Source organism: Achromobacter sp. Marseille-Q0513 (genome assembly GCF_018195695.1).
Lineage (GTDB): Bacteria > Pseudomonadota > Gammaproteobacteria > Burkholderiales > Burkholderiaceae_B > Achromobacter.
Genome location: NZ_JAGTJY010000166.1, coordinates 1 through 14,109 on the forward strand (window position 1 = coordinate 1; position 14,109 = coordinate 14,109).

Here is a 14,109-nt window from a genome sequence, read left to right on the forward strand (position 1 = left end):
GCCCGACATCGCCTGGCGCACGGCCGACGACCTGGGCGATCCGGCCGGGATCGACGCCGCGGTCTGTTGGCTGCCGCCCGCCGGCCTGCTGGGCGCGCTGCCCAACCTGCGCCTGATCCAGTCGATCGGCGCCGGCGTGGACCACATCTACGCCGACCCCGCCGTGCCGCGCCACGTGCCGGTCTGCCGCGTGGCCGAGGCCGGCATGGCGGCGGGCATGAGCAGCTACGTCGCCTGGGCGGTGATCAACCATCATCGCCATTTCCCCGACTACGTGCGCAACCATGCCCAGGGCCTGTGGCGCGAGAGCCCCATCGTGCCGCCATCGGAACACCGCGTGGCCATCGCCGGGCTGGGCCGGCTGGGCCTGGCCGCCGCGCGCGCGCTGGCGGCGCTGGGCTACCGCGTCTCGGGCTGGAGCCGCACGCCCAAGCCCGACCTGGCCGAGGGCATCACGGGCTATCACGGCGCGGACGGCCTGCCGGCGCTGCTGGCCCAGGCCGACACGCTGGTCTGCCTGCTGCCGCTGACGGACGAGACGCGCGGCTTCCTGGGCGCCGCGACCTTCGCGCGGTTGCCGCGCGGCGCCCATGTGATCAACGCCGGCCGGGGCGAGCACCTGGATCCCGCCGCCCTGCTGGCGGCGCTGGACAGCGGCCAGCTGTCCTATGCCACGCTGGACGCCACCCCGCAGGAACCGCTGCCGCCGGACCACGCGCTGTGGCGCCATCCCAAGGTGATGATCACGCCCCACATCGCCACCCGCACGCCGGCCGCCGCCATCGCGCGGCAGACGCTGGACAACCTGGCGGCGGTGCGGGAAGGACGCCGTCCCGACACCTGCGCCGACGCGGCGCTGGGATACTGATCCGGCCAACGCCAAGCCCGGCGCGGACGCGCAACGGACATCCGCGCAGCGCCTGGCGCCGCACGGACCGGTTGACGCGACCATCCTCGCTTGCTACACCAACAGACGCAATTGCACTTGGTCCCAGAAACTTCTCTCTACCTGGAGGTGGTTTATGAGCAAGCGTATTGTTGTCGTGGGCGGCGGCGTAGGCGGCACCATGCTGGCCAATCAGCTCGCCGGAAAGCTGTACCCCGAGATCCAGCGCGGTGAAGTCTCCATCACGCTGCTCTCGGATTCGCCGGATCACTACTACAAGCCGGCATTCATGTACGTGGCCTTCAATCTCTTCTTCCGCGAAGAACTGAAACGGCCGGAACGTTCCCTGCTACGACCCGAAATCGAATTCCGCGTGGACAAGGTCACGCGCTTTCATTTCGACCGCCAGGAACTGTCCACGCAGAGCGGGCAACGCCATGGCTATGACTACCTGGTCATCGCGACAGGCTGTGTGCCATCCCCTGAGCGCATCGAAGGGCTGAAAGAGGCCGGCGACCATTTCTACCAGTACGCAGCCGCCCGCCAGCTGGCGGACCGCCTGTCGCGCATCGAACGCGGGCGGGTCTTCGTCAGCGTCACCTTCCCCAAGACACCCAACGTTCCGCACCAATGCGGCATCGCGCCCATCGAGACCACGCTGATGCTGGACGACTACCTGCGGCGGCGCGGCGTGCGCGACAAGGTGGAAATCGTCTACACCTACCCGACCACCTCGCAGCTGCTGCGCAACTGCCTGTTCCTGCAGCGCCCGACCTGCGAGGTGCTGCCCGGCATCTTCGAGCAGAAGGGCATCCGCTTCCAGCGCGGCTTCACGCTGTCGCGGGTCGATCCGGAACGGCGCATCGCGTACTCGGAGGAAGGCGGCGAACAGCCCTTCGACATCCTCATGGCCACGCCGCCGATCCGCGCCGTGGATGTGGTGCTGGAGTCGGGCGTGTCGCAGGCCGAGAACGACGAAGGCTGGCTGCCGACCGACCACGAGACACTGAAGGTCTACGGACTGGAGAACGTCTACGTGATCGGCGACACGGTCGACCTGCCGGTCAGCAAGGCGGGCGGCTCCTGCCACAACCAGGCGCCGGTCATCGCCAACAACATCGCCGGCGAGATCCGGCTGGGCCAGGTCTGCAGCGCCTATGACGGCAGGGTGCAGGCGGTGGCCCAGATGGGCCTGAACGCCGGCATGCCGCTCTGGTACGACTACACCCACGATGTGCTGCCCACGCCGCCCACCAAGCTCGGCGGCCTGCTGCGCCACGGATTCAATCGCGGTCTGTACTGGGCCGTCGCAAGGGGAATGCTATGAACGCGCCACACGAAGGAACCGCTGCGCTGCCCGCCGACACGCCCGCGTCCGCCGCCTTCCTGGGCGGCGGGCCAGGCGCGCGCGCCCTGGCCGACCGGCTCGGCCTGCTGGCCGAAGCCGGCCGGCTCGACAACATCGCCGACCTGCTGTCGCTGGCCTCGGACCTGGTGGACCTGCTGGACCAGTCCATGGTGGAAAAGCTGGCGCTGCTGTCCGAGCAGGCCACCAGCGCGGCCTGGATTGCTGCCAACACATTGCGCGACGCCCACGCCCGCACGCTGCGGGAAGAACGGCCGCCCAGCCTGACGGGCCTCATCGGCCTGCTGCGCGACGAGGACACGCGGCGCGGCATGGCCGTGGCGCTGCGGGCGCTGCAGACGCTGGGCCGGCAGATGAAGGCCCAGCGGCAGGACTACGCGGACGCGTCGTAGGCCGCGCTGGCGCATCGAGAACCCGCGCGCGCGGGGGTGCCCCCTACCTCGCCTGCGAGGCGCGTAAAAAAAACCCGGCGGCTCGGGCTTGAGCCGCCGGGTTTTTTCGGCGCGCGGCAGGTTCCCGCCGCGCCCGGGTCCGGCCCCGCTTACTGCAAGGTGCGGGTGAAGACGAACTTGCCGTCCTGCCAGTCCACCGGCACCACGTCGCGCGGACCGAACTGGCCTTCCAGGATCAGCCTGGCCACCGGGTTCTCGATCTGCTGCTGGATCGCGCGCTTGAGCGGCCGCGCGCCGAACACCGGATCGAAGCCCGAACGCGCCAGCTCGGCCAGCGCGGCCTCGGTCACTTCCAGCCGCATCTCCTGCCGATCCAGGCGCTCGCCCAGGCGGCGCAGCTGGATGCGGGCGATGGACTCGATGTGCTGCGCTTCCAGGCCATGGAACACCACCACCTCGTCGATGCGGTTCAGGAACTCGGGCCGCAGCGTCTGCTTGAGCTCGTCCCACACCACTTCCTTGATCACCTCGTAGGGCTTGCCGGCCAGGCTCTGGATGTGATGCGAGCCCAGGTTCGAGGTCATCACGATGACGGTGTTGCGGAAGTCCACCGTGCGACCCTGGCCGTCGGTCAGGCGACCGTCGTCCAGCACCTGCAGCAGCACGTTGAAGACGTCCGGATGGGCCTTTTCCACTTCGTCCAGCAGCACCACGCTGTAGGGCTTGCGGCGCACGGCCTCGGTCAGGTAGCCGCCCTCTTCATAGCCCACGTAGCCCGGAGGCGCGCCGATCAGCCGCGCCACCGAGTGCTTTTCCATGAACTCGCTCATGTCGATGCGGATCATGTGCTCTTCGGAGTCGAACAGGAACTCGGCCAGCGCGCGCGTCAGCTCGGTCTTGCCCACGCCGGTGGGGCCCAGGAACAGGAACGAGCCGTAGGGCCGCGACGGGTCCGCCAGGCCGGCGCGCGAACGCCGGATGGCGTCGGACACCAGGCGCACGGCCTCGTCCTGGCCCACCACGCGCTTGTGCAGGTATTCCTCCATGTGCAGCAGCTTCTCGCGTTCGCCCTGCATCATCTTGGACACCGGGATGCCGGTGGCGCGCGACACGACCTCGGCGATTTCCTCGGCGCCGACGCGGGTGCGCAGCAGGCGCGGCCGGCCCTCGCCGCCCTCGGCCTCGTTGGCGGCCTCGGCCGCGCCGATCTCGGCAGCCTTCAGGCGCGCTTCCAGGTCGGGCAGCTTGCCGTACTGCAGCTCGGCCAGCTTGTCGAACTGGCCCTTGCGCTGCAGCTCGGCCATCTCGGCGCGCACGCCGTCGATCTCTTCCTTGATGGCCTGCGTGCCCTGCACGGCGGCCTTTTCAGCCTTCCAGATTTCCTCGAAGTCGTTGTACTCGCGTTGCAGCTTTTCGAGCTCGTCCTCGATCACGCCCAGGCGGCGCTTGGAGGCATCGTCGGTTTCCTTCTTGACGGCCTCGCGCTCGATCTTGAGCTGGATGATGCGGCGGTCGAGCTTGTCCATCACTTCCGGCTTGGAATCGATTTCCATGCGGATGCGCGCGCCGGCCTCGTCGATCAGGTCGATGGCCTTGTCGGGCAGGAAGCGGTCGGTGATGTAGCGGTGCGACAGCTCGGCCGCGGCCACGATGGCCGGGTCGGTGATCTCGACGCCGTGGTGGATCTCGTAGCGCTCCTGCAGGCCGCGCAGGATGGCGATGGTGGATTCCACGTCGGGCTCGTCGACCAGCACCTTCTGGAAGCGGCGCTCCAGCGCGGCGTCCTTCTCGATGTACTTGCGGTATTCGTCCAGCGTGGTCGCGCCGATGCAATGCAGCTCGCCGCGCGCCAGCGCGGGCTTGAGCATGTTGCCGGCGTCCATCGCGCCCTCGGCCTTGCCGGCGCCGACCATGGTGTGCAGCTCGTCGATGAAGACGATGTTGCTGCCGTCGTCCTGCGCCAGTTCCTTCAGCACGGCCTTCAGGCGCTCTTCGAATTCGCCGCGGAACTTGGCGCCGGCCAGCAGCGCGGCCAGGTCCAGCGACAGCACGCGCTTGCCGCGCAGCGTCTCGGGTACTTCGTCGTTGACGATGCGCTGCGCCAGGCCTTCGACGATGGCGGTCTTGCCGACGCCGGGTTCGCCGATCAGCACGGGGTTGTTCTTGGTGCGGCGCTGCAGGATCTGGATGGTGCGGCGGATCTCGTCGTCGCGGCCGATCACCGGGTCGAGCTTGCCCTGGCGGGCGCGCTCGGTCAGGTCCATCGTGTACTTGGACAGGGCCTCGCGGTTGGACTCGCCCTCGGCGGCGGACACCGATTCGCCGCCGCGCACGGCGTCGATGGCGGCTTCCAGCGCCTTCTTCTGCAGGCCGGCCTCTTGCAGGATGCGACCGGCCGCGCCCTTGTCGTCGGCCAGCGCCAGCAGGAACAGCTCGCTGGCGATGTAGGTGTCGCCACGGCGCGCGGCTTCCTTGTCGGTGCGCGTCAGCACGCCCTGCAGCTCGCGGCCGACCTGGACGTTGTCGTCGCCCTGCACCTGCGGCAGGGACTTGAGCGCCTGCTCGATGGCCGGCTGCAGCCGGTTCACGGCGACGCCGGCGCGCGCCAGCAGGCTGGCGGCCCCGCTGTCGGCATCGGACAGCAGCGCGGACAGCACATGTATGGGCTCTATGTAGGGATGATCGTTGCGGGCGGCCAGGCTCTGGGCGTCCGCCAATGCCTGTTGGAACTTGGTGGTAAGTTTGTCGAATCGCATAGTGGTCGTTTGGCTTGTTGAGGAGCCTGACCGATGCATCGCCGGCTGGCTCGATGACCTGAATATGCGGCCGGAGCAGGGAATTTCAATACCCTGACGGCCTCGCGGACTCTGTCGACGTGCGGCAACCTGAGGAATCATGAGCATATACGTTTTTGTCTACGGCACGCTACGCGCGGGCGAGATCAACGACCTGGAACGCACCGCCTCCGACCGCGGCCTGCCCGTGGTGCGGCGGGTCGGCGCGGCCAGCGTGCCGGGCCGTCTGGTCGACTTCGGCGCCTGGCCGGGCCTGATCCCGGTGGCCGACGGCCGCCGAGTGCTAGGAGATATCTATCGGGTCGAGCCAGCCCATATCCAGCTGATGGATGAGATCGAGGACTACCGGCCCGGCCGGCCCGGCTGCTTCCTGCGCCGCGACGTGCTGGCGCGCCTCGCGGATCCCGGCACGGACGGCGCGGAGCTGCCCTGCCAGTACTACCCGATCGATCCCGCGCTGCGCGGTGCCGCCAGCGACATCGCGGCCGTCGATCAGGTCACGGACTGGGTCGCTTACCGGCGCGCGGGGAACGCTCGCGCGGCGCCCTTGTCCAAGGACGCCACGAGCGCGTAAGACACCCGTAGTAACAACGGACTACAATAGCAATTGTCATCACGCTTCATGCCCGCATCGGCTACCCGCCGCTCGACGGGCGCTATAGAGGTCAATATGCAAAAAAGGGTCCCCGTAGCCCCAGATGCCGCCCATTGCTCCACGTGTATGCTGGGACACGTGTGCGTGCCTGTGGGCATGGCAGCCGCCGAAGTAGAAAAGCTGGACGAACTGGTGAAGGAACGCGTGCGCCTTGAAAAAGGCAAGACGCTGTACTCGCTGGATCACCCCCTCGATGCGGTCTATGGCGTGCGCTTCGGCAGCCTGAAGACGCAGCTCGAAGACGCGACTGGCCAGATCCAGATCACCGGTTTCCATCTGCCCGGCGAGATCGTCGGCATGGACGGCATGCTCGACGGCAAGCACGTGTCGGCCGCCATCGCGCTGGAAGACTCCGAAGTCTGTGTCATTCGCCTGAATGAAGTCGACCGCGTCTCCGCCCACCTGCCCTCGCTGCAGCAGCAGTTCCGCCGTCTGATGAGCCGCGAGATCACGCGTTCGCACCAGATGCTGGCCTCGCTGGGTTCGATGCGTTCCGAACAGCGCCTGGCGGCGTTCCTGTTGAACCTGTCGCAGCGCTATGCCTCGCTGGGCTATTCGTCCACCGAATTCGTGCTGCGCATGAGCCGCGAGGAAATCGGCAACTACCTGGGCCTGACGCTGGAAACGGTGAGCCGGCTGTTCTCGCGCTTCGCCCGCGACGGACTGATCCGCATCAACCAGCGCGAAGTCCGCATCCTCGACCAGCCCGCGCTCAAGCAGCTGCTGGGCCAAGAAAGCTGCTGAAGCCGCCCATGCGCCGCGCGCGCGCCTTCCTGCCGGCCGCCAGCCTGATGCTGGCGGCGTTGGCGGCCCCGCTCGCGGCCGCCGCGCAGACGCCCCTGCCCGATCCCTACGACTACGACGAAGCCGCGCCCGCGCCCAAGCCGGCCAAGCCGGCGCGCTGGCAGACCGTCGAGCTGGGCAAGCCGGGCCATCGCTACAAGATCCCGGTCTACGCCAACCGCCCGCTGGGCAAGGGCGAACTGGCGGACATCAAGCAGGTGGTGGTGGTGATCCACGGCGTCAAGCGCGACGCCGACCGCTATTACGAATACGTGGCCGACCTGCTGGAACGCAATCCGGAGCGCGCGCGCGACACGCTGGTGCTGGCGCCGCGTTTTTCCGGTTCCATCGATTCCGGCTTCGCCGGCATGGCCGCCTGGCGCAAGGCCAGCTGGGAAGAAGGCGAGGACAGCGTGCAGGCCGCCGGCCGGCCGGCGCCGGTCAGCTCGTTCCAGGTCCTGGACGACCTGCTGCGCAGCCTGGACGACCGCCAGCGCCTGCCCGCGCTGGCCGGCATCGTGCTGGCCGGCCATTCCGGCGGCGCGCAGCTGGTGCAGCGCTACGCCGTGCTGAACAACGTCGACGGCCCGCTGCGCCGCGACGGGCTGGCGCTGCGCTACGTGATCGCCAACCCCTCTTCCTACCTGTACCTGACCAACGAACGACCACGCCCGGACGGCAAGGGCTACGCGCCCTACGAGCGCGGCATCTGCCCCACCTACAACCAGTACAAGTACGGCACCGACAAGCTGCCCGCCTACGCCCGCGGCCAGGAGGAATCCCGGCTGTTCGTGCGCTACGCGGCGCGCGACGTCACCTACCTGCTGGGCGGCGCCGACAACAACCCCGAGCACCGGCTGCTGGACAAGACCTGCGGCGCCGAGGCCCAGGGTTCCACGCGGCTGGCGCGCGGCACCGCCTACCTGCAATACGAGTTCCTGCTCGCATCGCGCGGCAGCAAGCCGGTCACGCTGCACCGCGCCGGCTACGAAGTGCGTGGCGTGGGCCACGACGGCAAGAACATGTTCGGCTCGGAATGCGGCGCCCAGGTCCTGTTGGGCGAAGGCGCGCGCGGGACGGACAGGGCCGCGCCCTGCGAGCCGATCAAGCCGCGCGGCAAGTAGCGCCCGCCCGGCGCCGTCCAGGGCGCCCCTCCATCATGACAGCAAGCTGAATGCCGCCTCGGCGGCGCGTGCAATTTCGCGCGGCCGGGAGCAATATAGGGACATGCCGGCGGCGGCGCGCTTGCGGCCGCGCCGGCGTCTCCCATTCCGGCCAGCACCAAGGACCCCCACGCCCCCCACGCCTCTGGATGGCGCCGCCCGCCACCGCCACATCAAAGCCCTCTTCGCCGGCCCTAGGGAGCACCTGACCGAGTGGTACGACTTCTACGCCTACACCGCCTTCGCGCTGTACTTCGCCCCCGCCTTCTTCCCCTCGCACGATCCCGTCGTCCAGCAGCTCAACGCCGCCACGCTGTTCGCGGCCGGCTTCATCGTGCGACCGCTGGGCGGCTGGCTGTTCGGACATATCGCCGACCGGCACGGCCGGCGGCTGTCGCTGATGGTGTCGGTGGGCATGATGTGCGTGGGCTCGCTGATCATCGCCCTCACGCCCACCTACGCCTCCATCGGCCTGGCGGCGCCGGCGCTGCTGGCGCTGGCGCGCGTGATCGAGGGGCTGAGCCTGGGCGGGGAATACGGCGCCAGCGCCACCTACCTGACCGAGATCGCCGACGCCGAGCACCGTGGCTTCTATTCCAGCTTCCAGTACGTGACGCTGATCGGCGGCCAGCTCTGCGCCATCCTGGTGCTGTTGCTGCTGCAGAACGTGTTCCTGACCCACCAGCAGTTGGTGGATTGGGGCTGGCGCATCCCCTTCGTGATCGGCGCGCTGCTGGCCGTCGTGACCGCCGTCATGCGGCGCGACATGCCCGAGACCGACTCCTACAAGGCCGCCAGCAAGACCCAGCCGCGCACCAGCTCGCTGCGCGGGCTGCTGAAGTACCCGCGCGAGGTGGCCATCGTGGTGGGCCTGACGGCGGGCGGCACGGCGGCCTTCTACACCTTCACCACCTATATGCAGACCTTCGTCCGGCAGACCGCGGGCTTTTCCGACATCGTCACCACCTATGTGATCGCCGCCTCGCTGATCTTCGCGCTGATCCTGCAGCCGCTGTATGGCGCGCTGTCGGACCGCATCGGCCGCAAGCCGCTGCTGGTGTTCTTCGGCGTCGCGGGCGCCTTGCTGACGGTGCCCATCCTGTACACGCTGGCGCAGACGCGCTCGCCCTTCATCGCCTTCCTGCTGATCTGCGGCGCCTGGGTCTTCACGGCCGGCTACACCTCGATCAACGCCGTGGTGAAGGCCGAGCTGTTCCCGACCAACATCCGCGCCACCGGCGTGGCCGTGCCCTACGCGGTGACCGTGTCGATCTTCGGCGGCACGGCGCCCGCCATCGCCCTGTGGTTCAAGCAGCAGGGGCATGAGCAATGGTTCTACTACTACCTGGCCGGCGTGATCTTCCTGTCGCTGCTGGTGTACGCGACCATGCGCGACACGCGCCGCGAATCAGCCATGCACCGTCACGAATAGCGGCGGGCGCGGGGCGGCCCGCCACGGACGCAAGACCAACAGCGCATGCGCGGGCCTGGCGCCGCCCGTCGACAGGCGCAGGCTAGCGCCGCGCCCCGGTCAGCGCCCTATCGGGCGCGGGCGCCGGCGGCTCCAGCGGCGCCGCCTGCAAGGACTGGATCTCCAGCGCCGTGACGGCATGCGCCACGCAGGGCAGGATCCAGCCCTCTTCCTTCTCGTCGCGCGACAGGCCCGGCCATTCGATGCGGTAGCGGATCTCGCCCTCCAGCATCAGGCACATGCAGGCGCGGCAAGTGCCGTTGCGGCAGGAGCTGGGCAGCTTGATGCCGGCGGCCTGCGCAGCCAGCAGCAGCGGCGTGTCCTCGTCGGCATCGAAGCGCAGGCCCGAGGGCTGGACCAGGACGGGGTGCGAGGGCATGCGCGGGCTCAGCCGGCCGCGTCGTCGCGCCAGTCCAGCTGCCAGGCGCCGGACAGCACGTTCTGCAGCCACAGCGTGCAGGTCAGGGTCTTGGCGTCGGTCACCTCGCCCCGGGCGCAGGCCTCGTACAGCTCGGACGGCTGGGCGCTGATCACGTCCAGGAACTCATCCTGGTCCAGCTTTCGCGGCCCGGCGCGCAGGCCGCGCGCGAAGAAGATGTGGATGATCTCGGTGGAATAGGCGATCGCCAGGTGCAGCGCGCCGGCGTGGGCCCATTGCGCGGCGGTATAGCCGGTTTCCTCCAGCAGCTCGCGCTTGCCGCAGGCCAGCGGATCCTCGCCCGGGTCCAGCTTGCCGGCGGGAAACTCCGTCATGACGCGGCCGATGGGATAGCGGAACTGCCGCTCCAGCAGCACGCGGCCGTCGTCGAGCAGCGGGATCACCACCACGGCGCCGGGATGCACCACGTATTCGCGCGTGGAGGTGTTGCCGTTGGGCAGGCGGACGGTGTCGTTGCGGATCTTCAGGAAGCGGCCGTCATAGGCCGCCACGCTGGAAACCAGCTCTTCGTGCAGATGGGATTCGGGTTTGGTCGTCATGGCGCGTGCGGATGGCGGCCGGGAGGGCGGCGGCCTGCGCCGTCCGCCCGGCAGGAGTGCATGAGCTTACCATCGCGCCGCGACGGCCCCGCGACGCCGCGCGCCCGGCCCCGCGCCTACGGCGCGACCCGGATCACCACCTTGCCGAAATGGCTGCCGGACGCCAGGTGCGCGAAGGCGGCCGGCGCCTCGTCGAAGCCAAAGACCCGGTCGATCACGGGCTTGATGCCGGCGACCGAGACGAAACGGGCCAGGTCCTCCAGCATCTTGCGGCTGCCCACGAAGATGCCTTCCAGGCGCTTGGCGCCGCCGATCAGCGCCAGCGGCGCCACCGGCGTCGCGCCGAAGCCGCTGACGCCGCCGATCATGGATACCGTGCCGCCCATGCGCACGGCGGCCACCGAGCGTTCCAGCGTGCCCTGCCCGCCCACTTCCACCACGACATGCGTCCCTTCGCCGTCCGTCTGGCGCAGCGCCTCGGCCTGCCATTCGGGCGTTTCGCGATAGTTGATCAGCACATCCGCGCCGAGTTCGCGCGCCTGCTCCAGCTTGCGGTTGCTGGACGAGGTGACGATGGCCCGCAGGCCGGCGGCCTTGGCCAGTTGCAACCCCCAGATCGACACGCCGCCCGTGCCCAGCAGCAGCGCCGTCTGGCCCGCCTGCGCGCGGCCGCCGACGAACAGGGCGTTCCACGCGGTCACTGCCGCGCAGGGCAAGGTCGCGGCCTCTTCGTCCGACAGGCCAGCCGGAGTGGCGACCAGCCCGTGCTCGGCATAGACGGCTTCCTCGGCCAACACGCCATCCGTGGCCGCGCCCGGCGCCAGCGCGGTCTTGGCCGGCGTGGGCTCGCCATCGATCCAGTCCGGCATGAAGGCGCCCATGACACGGTCGCCCACGCGGAAACGCGTGACGCGCTCGCCGACGGCGGCGACCACGCCGGCCATGTCGGAGGCGGGGATGACGGGCGCGCCGCTGCCCTTCAGGTAATTGCCGTCGGCGACCATCAGGTCGCGAAAGTTCAGGGACACGGCGCGGACGCGCACGCGCACCTCGTAGGGGCCGAGCGCTTTCGACTCCAGCGTGACGCGCTTGAGCGATTCGATGCCCTTGCCGCCGGTGACGTGATAGGCCTGCATGATGAGATTCCTTGCGATACGTAATGGAAGGCGCGCCGTGCCGGCGCCGCCCGGTACCGCTAAGATATAGGGGAACTCACATCCCTAGTGGCGCATTTTTTTCCTTTCAATGATTCCCGAAAGGAACCAATCAAGGATTGCCATGAATACCCGCAACGTCCACGACCGGCTCAACGGCATCGAAGCCTTCGTGCAAGCGGCCGAGGCCGGCAGCTTCGCGCTGGCGGCCGAGCGCCTGCGCCTGACGCGCTCGGCCGTCGGCAAGTCCATCGCGCGGCTGGAGGCCCGGCTGGGCGTGCGTCTGTTCCACCGCACCACGCGCCAGCAAAGCCTGACCGACGACGGCCAGGCCTACTACGACCGCTGCGTGCGCGCGCTGGCCGAGCTGCAGGCGGCCGAGGCGGAGCTGGACAGCGGCCGACGCGAACCGCAAGGCCGCCTGCGCGTCACCGCCCCGCTGGTGTTCGGCCGGCATTGCGTCGCGCCGGTGTTGCGCGAGCTGGCTGGCCGCTATCCACAGCTGGAGGTCGACATCTCGTTCAACGACCGCGTGGTGGACCTGATCGACGAAGGCTATGACCTGGGCATCCGCGTCGGCGACCTGCCGGACAGTTCCAGCCTCGCGGCGCGTCGGCTGGGCCTGCAGACCATGGGCATCGGCGCGTCGCCCGCCTATATCGCCGCGCACGGGCGTCCCGTCACGGCGCAGGAGATGCAGGGGCACGCCGGCATCATCTATGCGCGTGGCGGCCAGGACAAGGCCTGGACGATGCAGGACGAGGATGGCCGCGCGACGCAGCTGCGCCTGCGGCCGAGCCTGCGCCTGGACGACCTGCAGGCCATCGCCGACGCGGCCATCGCCGGCGCTGGCCTGGCCTGGCTGCCCTGTTGGATGCTGGCGCGCTACGTCGGCACGGGAGAGCTGGAGGTGCTGATGCACGGCGACCGCCTGGCCGCCCACGACGTGCACGCGGTCTGGCCGCAGGCGCGCCATCTGCCGTCCAAGACCCGCGCCGCGATCGACGCGCTGGCCGCGCGCGTGCCGGCGATGCTGGCACCGTAGCCGGTACGGCCGCGCGCGGATCGGGGAAAAACAATGCCGACCGCCAGGCGCGGCCGGCGCGCCGCACGGCTCGTTCAGCCGAACTTGCGCAGGGCGTCCAGCGCCAGGCCGGCGCCGATGCTGCCGAACAGGTCGCCCTCGACGCTGCGCGCGCCGGGCACCAGCGCCGACACGCTTTCGCGCAGCCGGGGCACGCGGCTGGAGCCGCCGGTGAAGAACACGGTATCCACGTCCGCCGCCGCCACGCCGGCGTCGCGCAACAGCGCGCCGACGGTGGTTTCCACCTTTTCGATCAGCCGGCCGACGCAGGCGTCGAACGACGGCCGCGTCACGTCCACGGCCAGCCCTGCGCCGACGCGCGACAGGTCGATGCGGGCCTCGGGCGCTTCCGACAGCGCGATCTTGGCCTCTTCCACCTGCACCGCCACCCAGTGGCCGGCGCGCTCCTTGACCAGATTCAGCAGCAGGTCGATCTTGGCGCGGTCGCCCGCCTCGGCGCGGATGTAGGCGAAGTGCTCGGCGGCCTTGCGGGTATAGGCCTGGTTGATGGTGTGCCAGCACGCCAGGTTGCCGTACTGCGTGGACGGCACGTCCTTGCCGCTGCGCAGCTGGCTGCCCAGGCCCAGCAGCGGCATGACATGGGCCAGGCTCAGCTGCTTGTCGAAGTCCGCGCCGCCGATGTGCACGCCGCCGTAGGCCAGGATGTCCTCGCGGCGGTCGGCCTTGCCGGCGCGGCCGGGGCCCAGCCGGATCAGCGAAAAGTCGGAGGTGCCGCCGCCGATGTCGATGACCAGCACCAGTTCCTCGCGGTCGATCTGCGATTCATAGTCGAAGGCCGCGGCCAGCGGCTCGAACTGGAACTCGATGTCGGTGAAGCCGATCTGGCGGGCGATCTCGCCCAGCGTGTCCTGCGCGGTCTGGTCGGCGGCCGGATCGTCGTCCACGAAGAACACCGGGCGGCCCAGCACCACGCGCTGGAAATCGCGGCCGGCAGCGGTCTCGGCGCGACGCTTGAGCTCGGCGATGAAGCGCGTGAGCAGCACGCGGAACGGAATGGAGCGGCCCTGGACCTCGGTCGAGCCGTCGATCAGCGAGCTGCCCAGCAGGCTCTTCATCGAGCGCATCAGGCGCCCGTCGTAGCCGGCCAGGTAGTCGGCGATGGCGCCACGGCCATAGCTGACCTCGTTGTCTTCGTCATGGAAGAAGATGGCCGACGGCAGGGTGGGCTTGCCGTCCTCGAGCGACAGCAGCGCGTGCTGGCCGGGGCGGCTCCAGCCCACGGTGGAATTGGACGTGCCGAAGTCGACGCCGCATGCGGAGGAAATCATGGAATTCAAAGGCTTGGGGGGCAAAACGGCGCACAAGTGTACCCTGCCCGCGCCGGATCGCTCCTTGCCCGCCCCCGCCCTCGTCCGCCGGGG

The 14,109-nt window shown here is 69.4% G+C and carries 13 protein-coding genes; 8 read left to right on the forward strand and 5 right to left on the reverse strand.

Annotated elements, in window-relative coordinates; translation table 11 throughout:
* From KDH83_RS24465 to KDH83_RS24475, 3 genes are all read left to right on the forward strand, one after another.
* Nucleotides 1-868: glyoxylate/hydroxypyruvate reductase A (locus tag KDH83_RS24465; RefSeq protein ID WP_212320615.1), on the forward strand; the 868-nt coding region annotated here is incomplete at its 5' end.
* Nucleotides 869-1,022: 154 nt separating this feature from the next.
* Nucleotides 1,023-2,213, forward strand: coding sequence for an FAD/NAD(P)-binding oxidoreductase (locus tag KDH83_RS24470; protein ID WP_212320616.1), 1,191 nt, complete (start codon nucleotides 1,023-1,025; stop codon nucleotides 2,211-2,213).
* Nucleotides 2,210-2,644 (forward strand): DUF1641 domain-containing protein, encoded by a 435-nt coding sequence (locus KDH83_RS24475; protein WP_212320617.1) that lies wholly within the window; start codon nucleotides 2,210-2,212, stop codon nucleotides 2,642-2,644. Before KDH83_RS24470 ends, KDH83_RS24475 begins: the two co-directional genes overlap by 4 nt.
* 149 nt (nucleotides 2,645-2,793) lie before the next feature.
* Here the strand turns inward: KDH83_RS24475 and clpB are convergent, their stop codons facing one another.
* A complete protein-coding gene (clpB, locus tag KDH83_RS24480; RefSeq protein WP_212320618.1) occupies nucleotides 2,794-5,400 on the reverse strand; it encodes an ATP-dependent chaperone ClpB in 2,607 nt (868 codons plus the stop codon).
* A gap of 139 nt (nucleotides 5,401-5,539) precedes the next feature.
* Here clpB and KDH83_RS24485 point away from each other — a divergent pair, with 139 nt between their 5' ends.
* From KDH83_RS24485 to KDH83_RS24500, 4 genes are all read left to right on the forward strand, one after another.
* Nucleotides 5,540-6,013 (forward strand): gamma-glutamylcyclotransferase family protein, encoded by a 474-nt coding sequence (locus KDH83_RS24485; RefSeq protein WP_212320619.1) that lies wholly within the window; start codon nucleotides 5,540-5,542, stop codon nucleotides 6,011-6,013.
* Between the two features lie 96 nt (nucleotides 6,014-6,109).
* A complete protein-coding gene (gene fnr, locus KDH83_RS24490; RefSeq protein ID WP_212320620.1) occupies nucleotides 6,110-6,838 on the forward strand; it encodes a fumarate/nitrate reduction transcriptional regulator Fnr in 729 nt (242 codons plus the stop codon).
* Between the two features lie 8 nt (nucleotides 6,839-6,846).
* Complete coding sequence (locus KDH83_RS24495) at nucleotides 6,847-8,001, forward strand: hypothetical protein (protein WP_249205329.1); 1,155 nt, start codon at nucleotides 6,847-6,849, stop codon at nucleotides 7,999-8,001.
* A gap of 103 nt (nucleotides 8,002-8,104) precedes the next feature.
* Entirely contained in the window at nucleotides 8,105-9,472 is a 1,368-nt protein-coding gene (locus KDH83_RS24500; protein WP_249205330.1) for an MFS transporter, read from the forward strand.
* Nucleotides 9,473-9,554: 82 nt separating this feature from the next.
* On the opposite strand, the gene KDH83_RS24505 is transcribed toward KDH83_RS24500, so the two are convergent.
* The 3 genes from KDH83_RS24505 to KDH83_RS24515 form a co-directional block, all read right to left on the reverse strand.
* A complete protein-coding gene (locus KDH83_RS24505) occupies nucleotides 9,555-9,890 on the reverse strand; it encodes a 2Fe-2S iron-sulfur cluster-binding protein (RefSeq protein ID WP_212320621.1) in 336 nt (111 codons plus the stop codon).
* An 8-nt stretch (nucleotides 9,891-9,898) separates the two neighbouring features.
* The gene (locus KDH83_RS24510; RefSeq protein ID WP_212320622.1) at nucleotides 9,899-10,489 is read right to left on the reverse strand and encodes an NUDIX hydrolase; all 591 of its coding nucleotides are present in this window, start codon (nucleotides 10,487-10,489) and stop codon (nucleotides 9,899-9,901) included.
* Between the two features lie 116 nt (nucleotides 10,490-10,605).
* Entirely contained in the window at nucleotides 10,606-11,625 is a 1,020-nt protein-coding gene (locus KDH83_RS24515) for an NAD(P)-dependent alcohol dehydrogenase (RefSeq protein ID WP_212320623.1), read from the reverse strand.
* Nucleotides 11,626-11,767: 142 nt separating this feature from the next.
* Here KDH83_RS24515 and KDH83_RS24520 point away from each other — a divergent pair, with 142 nt between their 5' ends.
* Nucleotides 11,768-12,688, forward strand: a complete 921-nt coding sequence (locus KDH83_RS24520; RefSeq protein ID WP_212320624.1) for a LysR family transcriptional regulator — start codon at nucleotides 11,768-11,770, stop codon at nucleotides 12,686-12,688.
* A 74-nt stretch (nucleotides 12,689-12,762) separates the two neighbouring features.
* Here KDH83_RS24520 and KDH83_RS24525 read toward each other — a convergent pair whose 3' ends face one another.
* Entirely contained in the window at nucleotides 12,763-14,016 is a 1,254-nt protein-coding gene (locus KDH83_RS24525; protein ID WP_212320625.1) for an Hsp70 family protein, read from the reverse strand.
* Between the last annotated feature and the right edge of the window lie 93 nt (nucleotides 14,017-14,109).

Excerpts from the sequence above, each read along its gene's own strand:
- KDH83_RS24475 (WP_212320617.1), top strand. The coding sequence starts at position 2,210 with ATGAACGCGCCACACGAAGGAACCGCTGCGCTGCCCGCCGACACGCCC.
- KDH83_RS24520 (WP_212320624.1), top strand. The coding sequence starts at position 11,768 with ATGAATACCCGCAACGTCCACGACCGGCTCAACGGCATCGAAGCCTTC.
- KDH83_RS24510 (WP_212320622.1), bottom strand. The coding sequence starts at position 10,489 with ATGACGACCAAACCCGAATCCCATCTGCACGAAGAGCTGGTTTCCAGC.
- KDH83_RS24500 (WP_249205330.1), top strand. The coding sequence starts at position 8,105 with ATGCCGGCGGCGGCGCGCTTGCGGCCGCGCCGGCGTCTCCCATTCCGG.
- KDH83_RS24485 (WP_212320619.1), top strand. The coding sequence starts at position 5,540 with ATGAGCATATACGTTTTTGTCTACGGCACGCTACGCGCGGGCGAGATC.
- clpB (WP_212320618.1), bottom strand. The coding sequence starts at position 5,400 with ATGCGATTCGACAAACTTACCACCAAGTTCCAACAGGCATTGGCGGAC.
- KDH83_RS24495 (WP_249205329.1), top strand. The coding sequence starts at position 6,847 with ATGCGCCGCGCGCGCGCCTTCCTGCCGGCCGCCAGCCTGATGCTGGCG.
- KDH83_RS24470 (WP_212320616.1), top strand. The coding sequence starts at position 1,023 with ATGAGCAAGCGTATTGTTGTCGTGGGCGGCGGCGTAGGCGGCACCATG.
- KDH83_RS24515 (WP_212320623.1), bottom strand. The coding sequence starts at position 11,625 with ATGCAGGCCTATCACGTCACCGGCGGCAAGGGCATCGAATCGCTCAAG.
- KDH83_RS24505 (WP_212320621.1), bottom strand. The coding sequence starts at position 9,890 with ATGCCCTCGCACCCCGTCCTGGTCCAGCCCTCGGGCCTGCGCTTCGAT.
- fnr (WP_212320620.1), top strand. The coding sequence starts at position 6,110 with ATGCAAAAAAGGGTCCCCGTAGCCCCAGATGCCGCCCATTGCTCCACG.
- KDH83_RS24525 (WP_212320625.1), bottom strand. The coding sequence starts at position 14,016 with ATGATTTCCTCCGCATGCGGCGTCGACTTCGGCACGTCCAATTCCACC.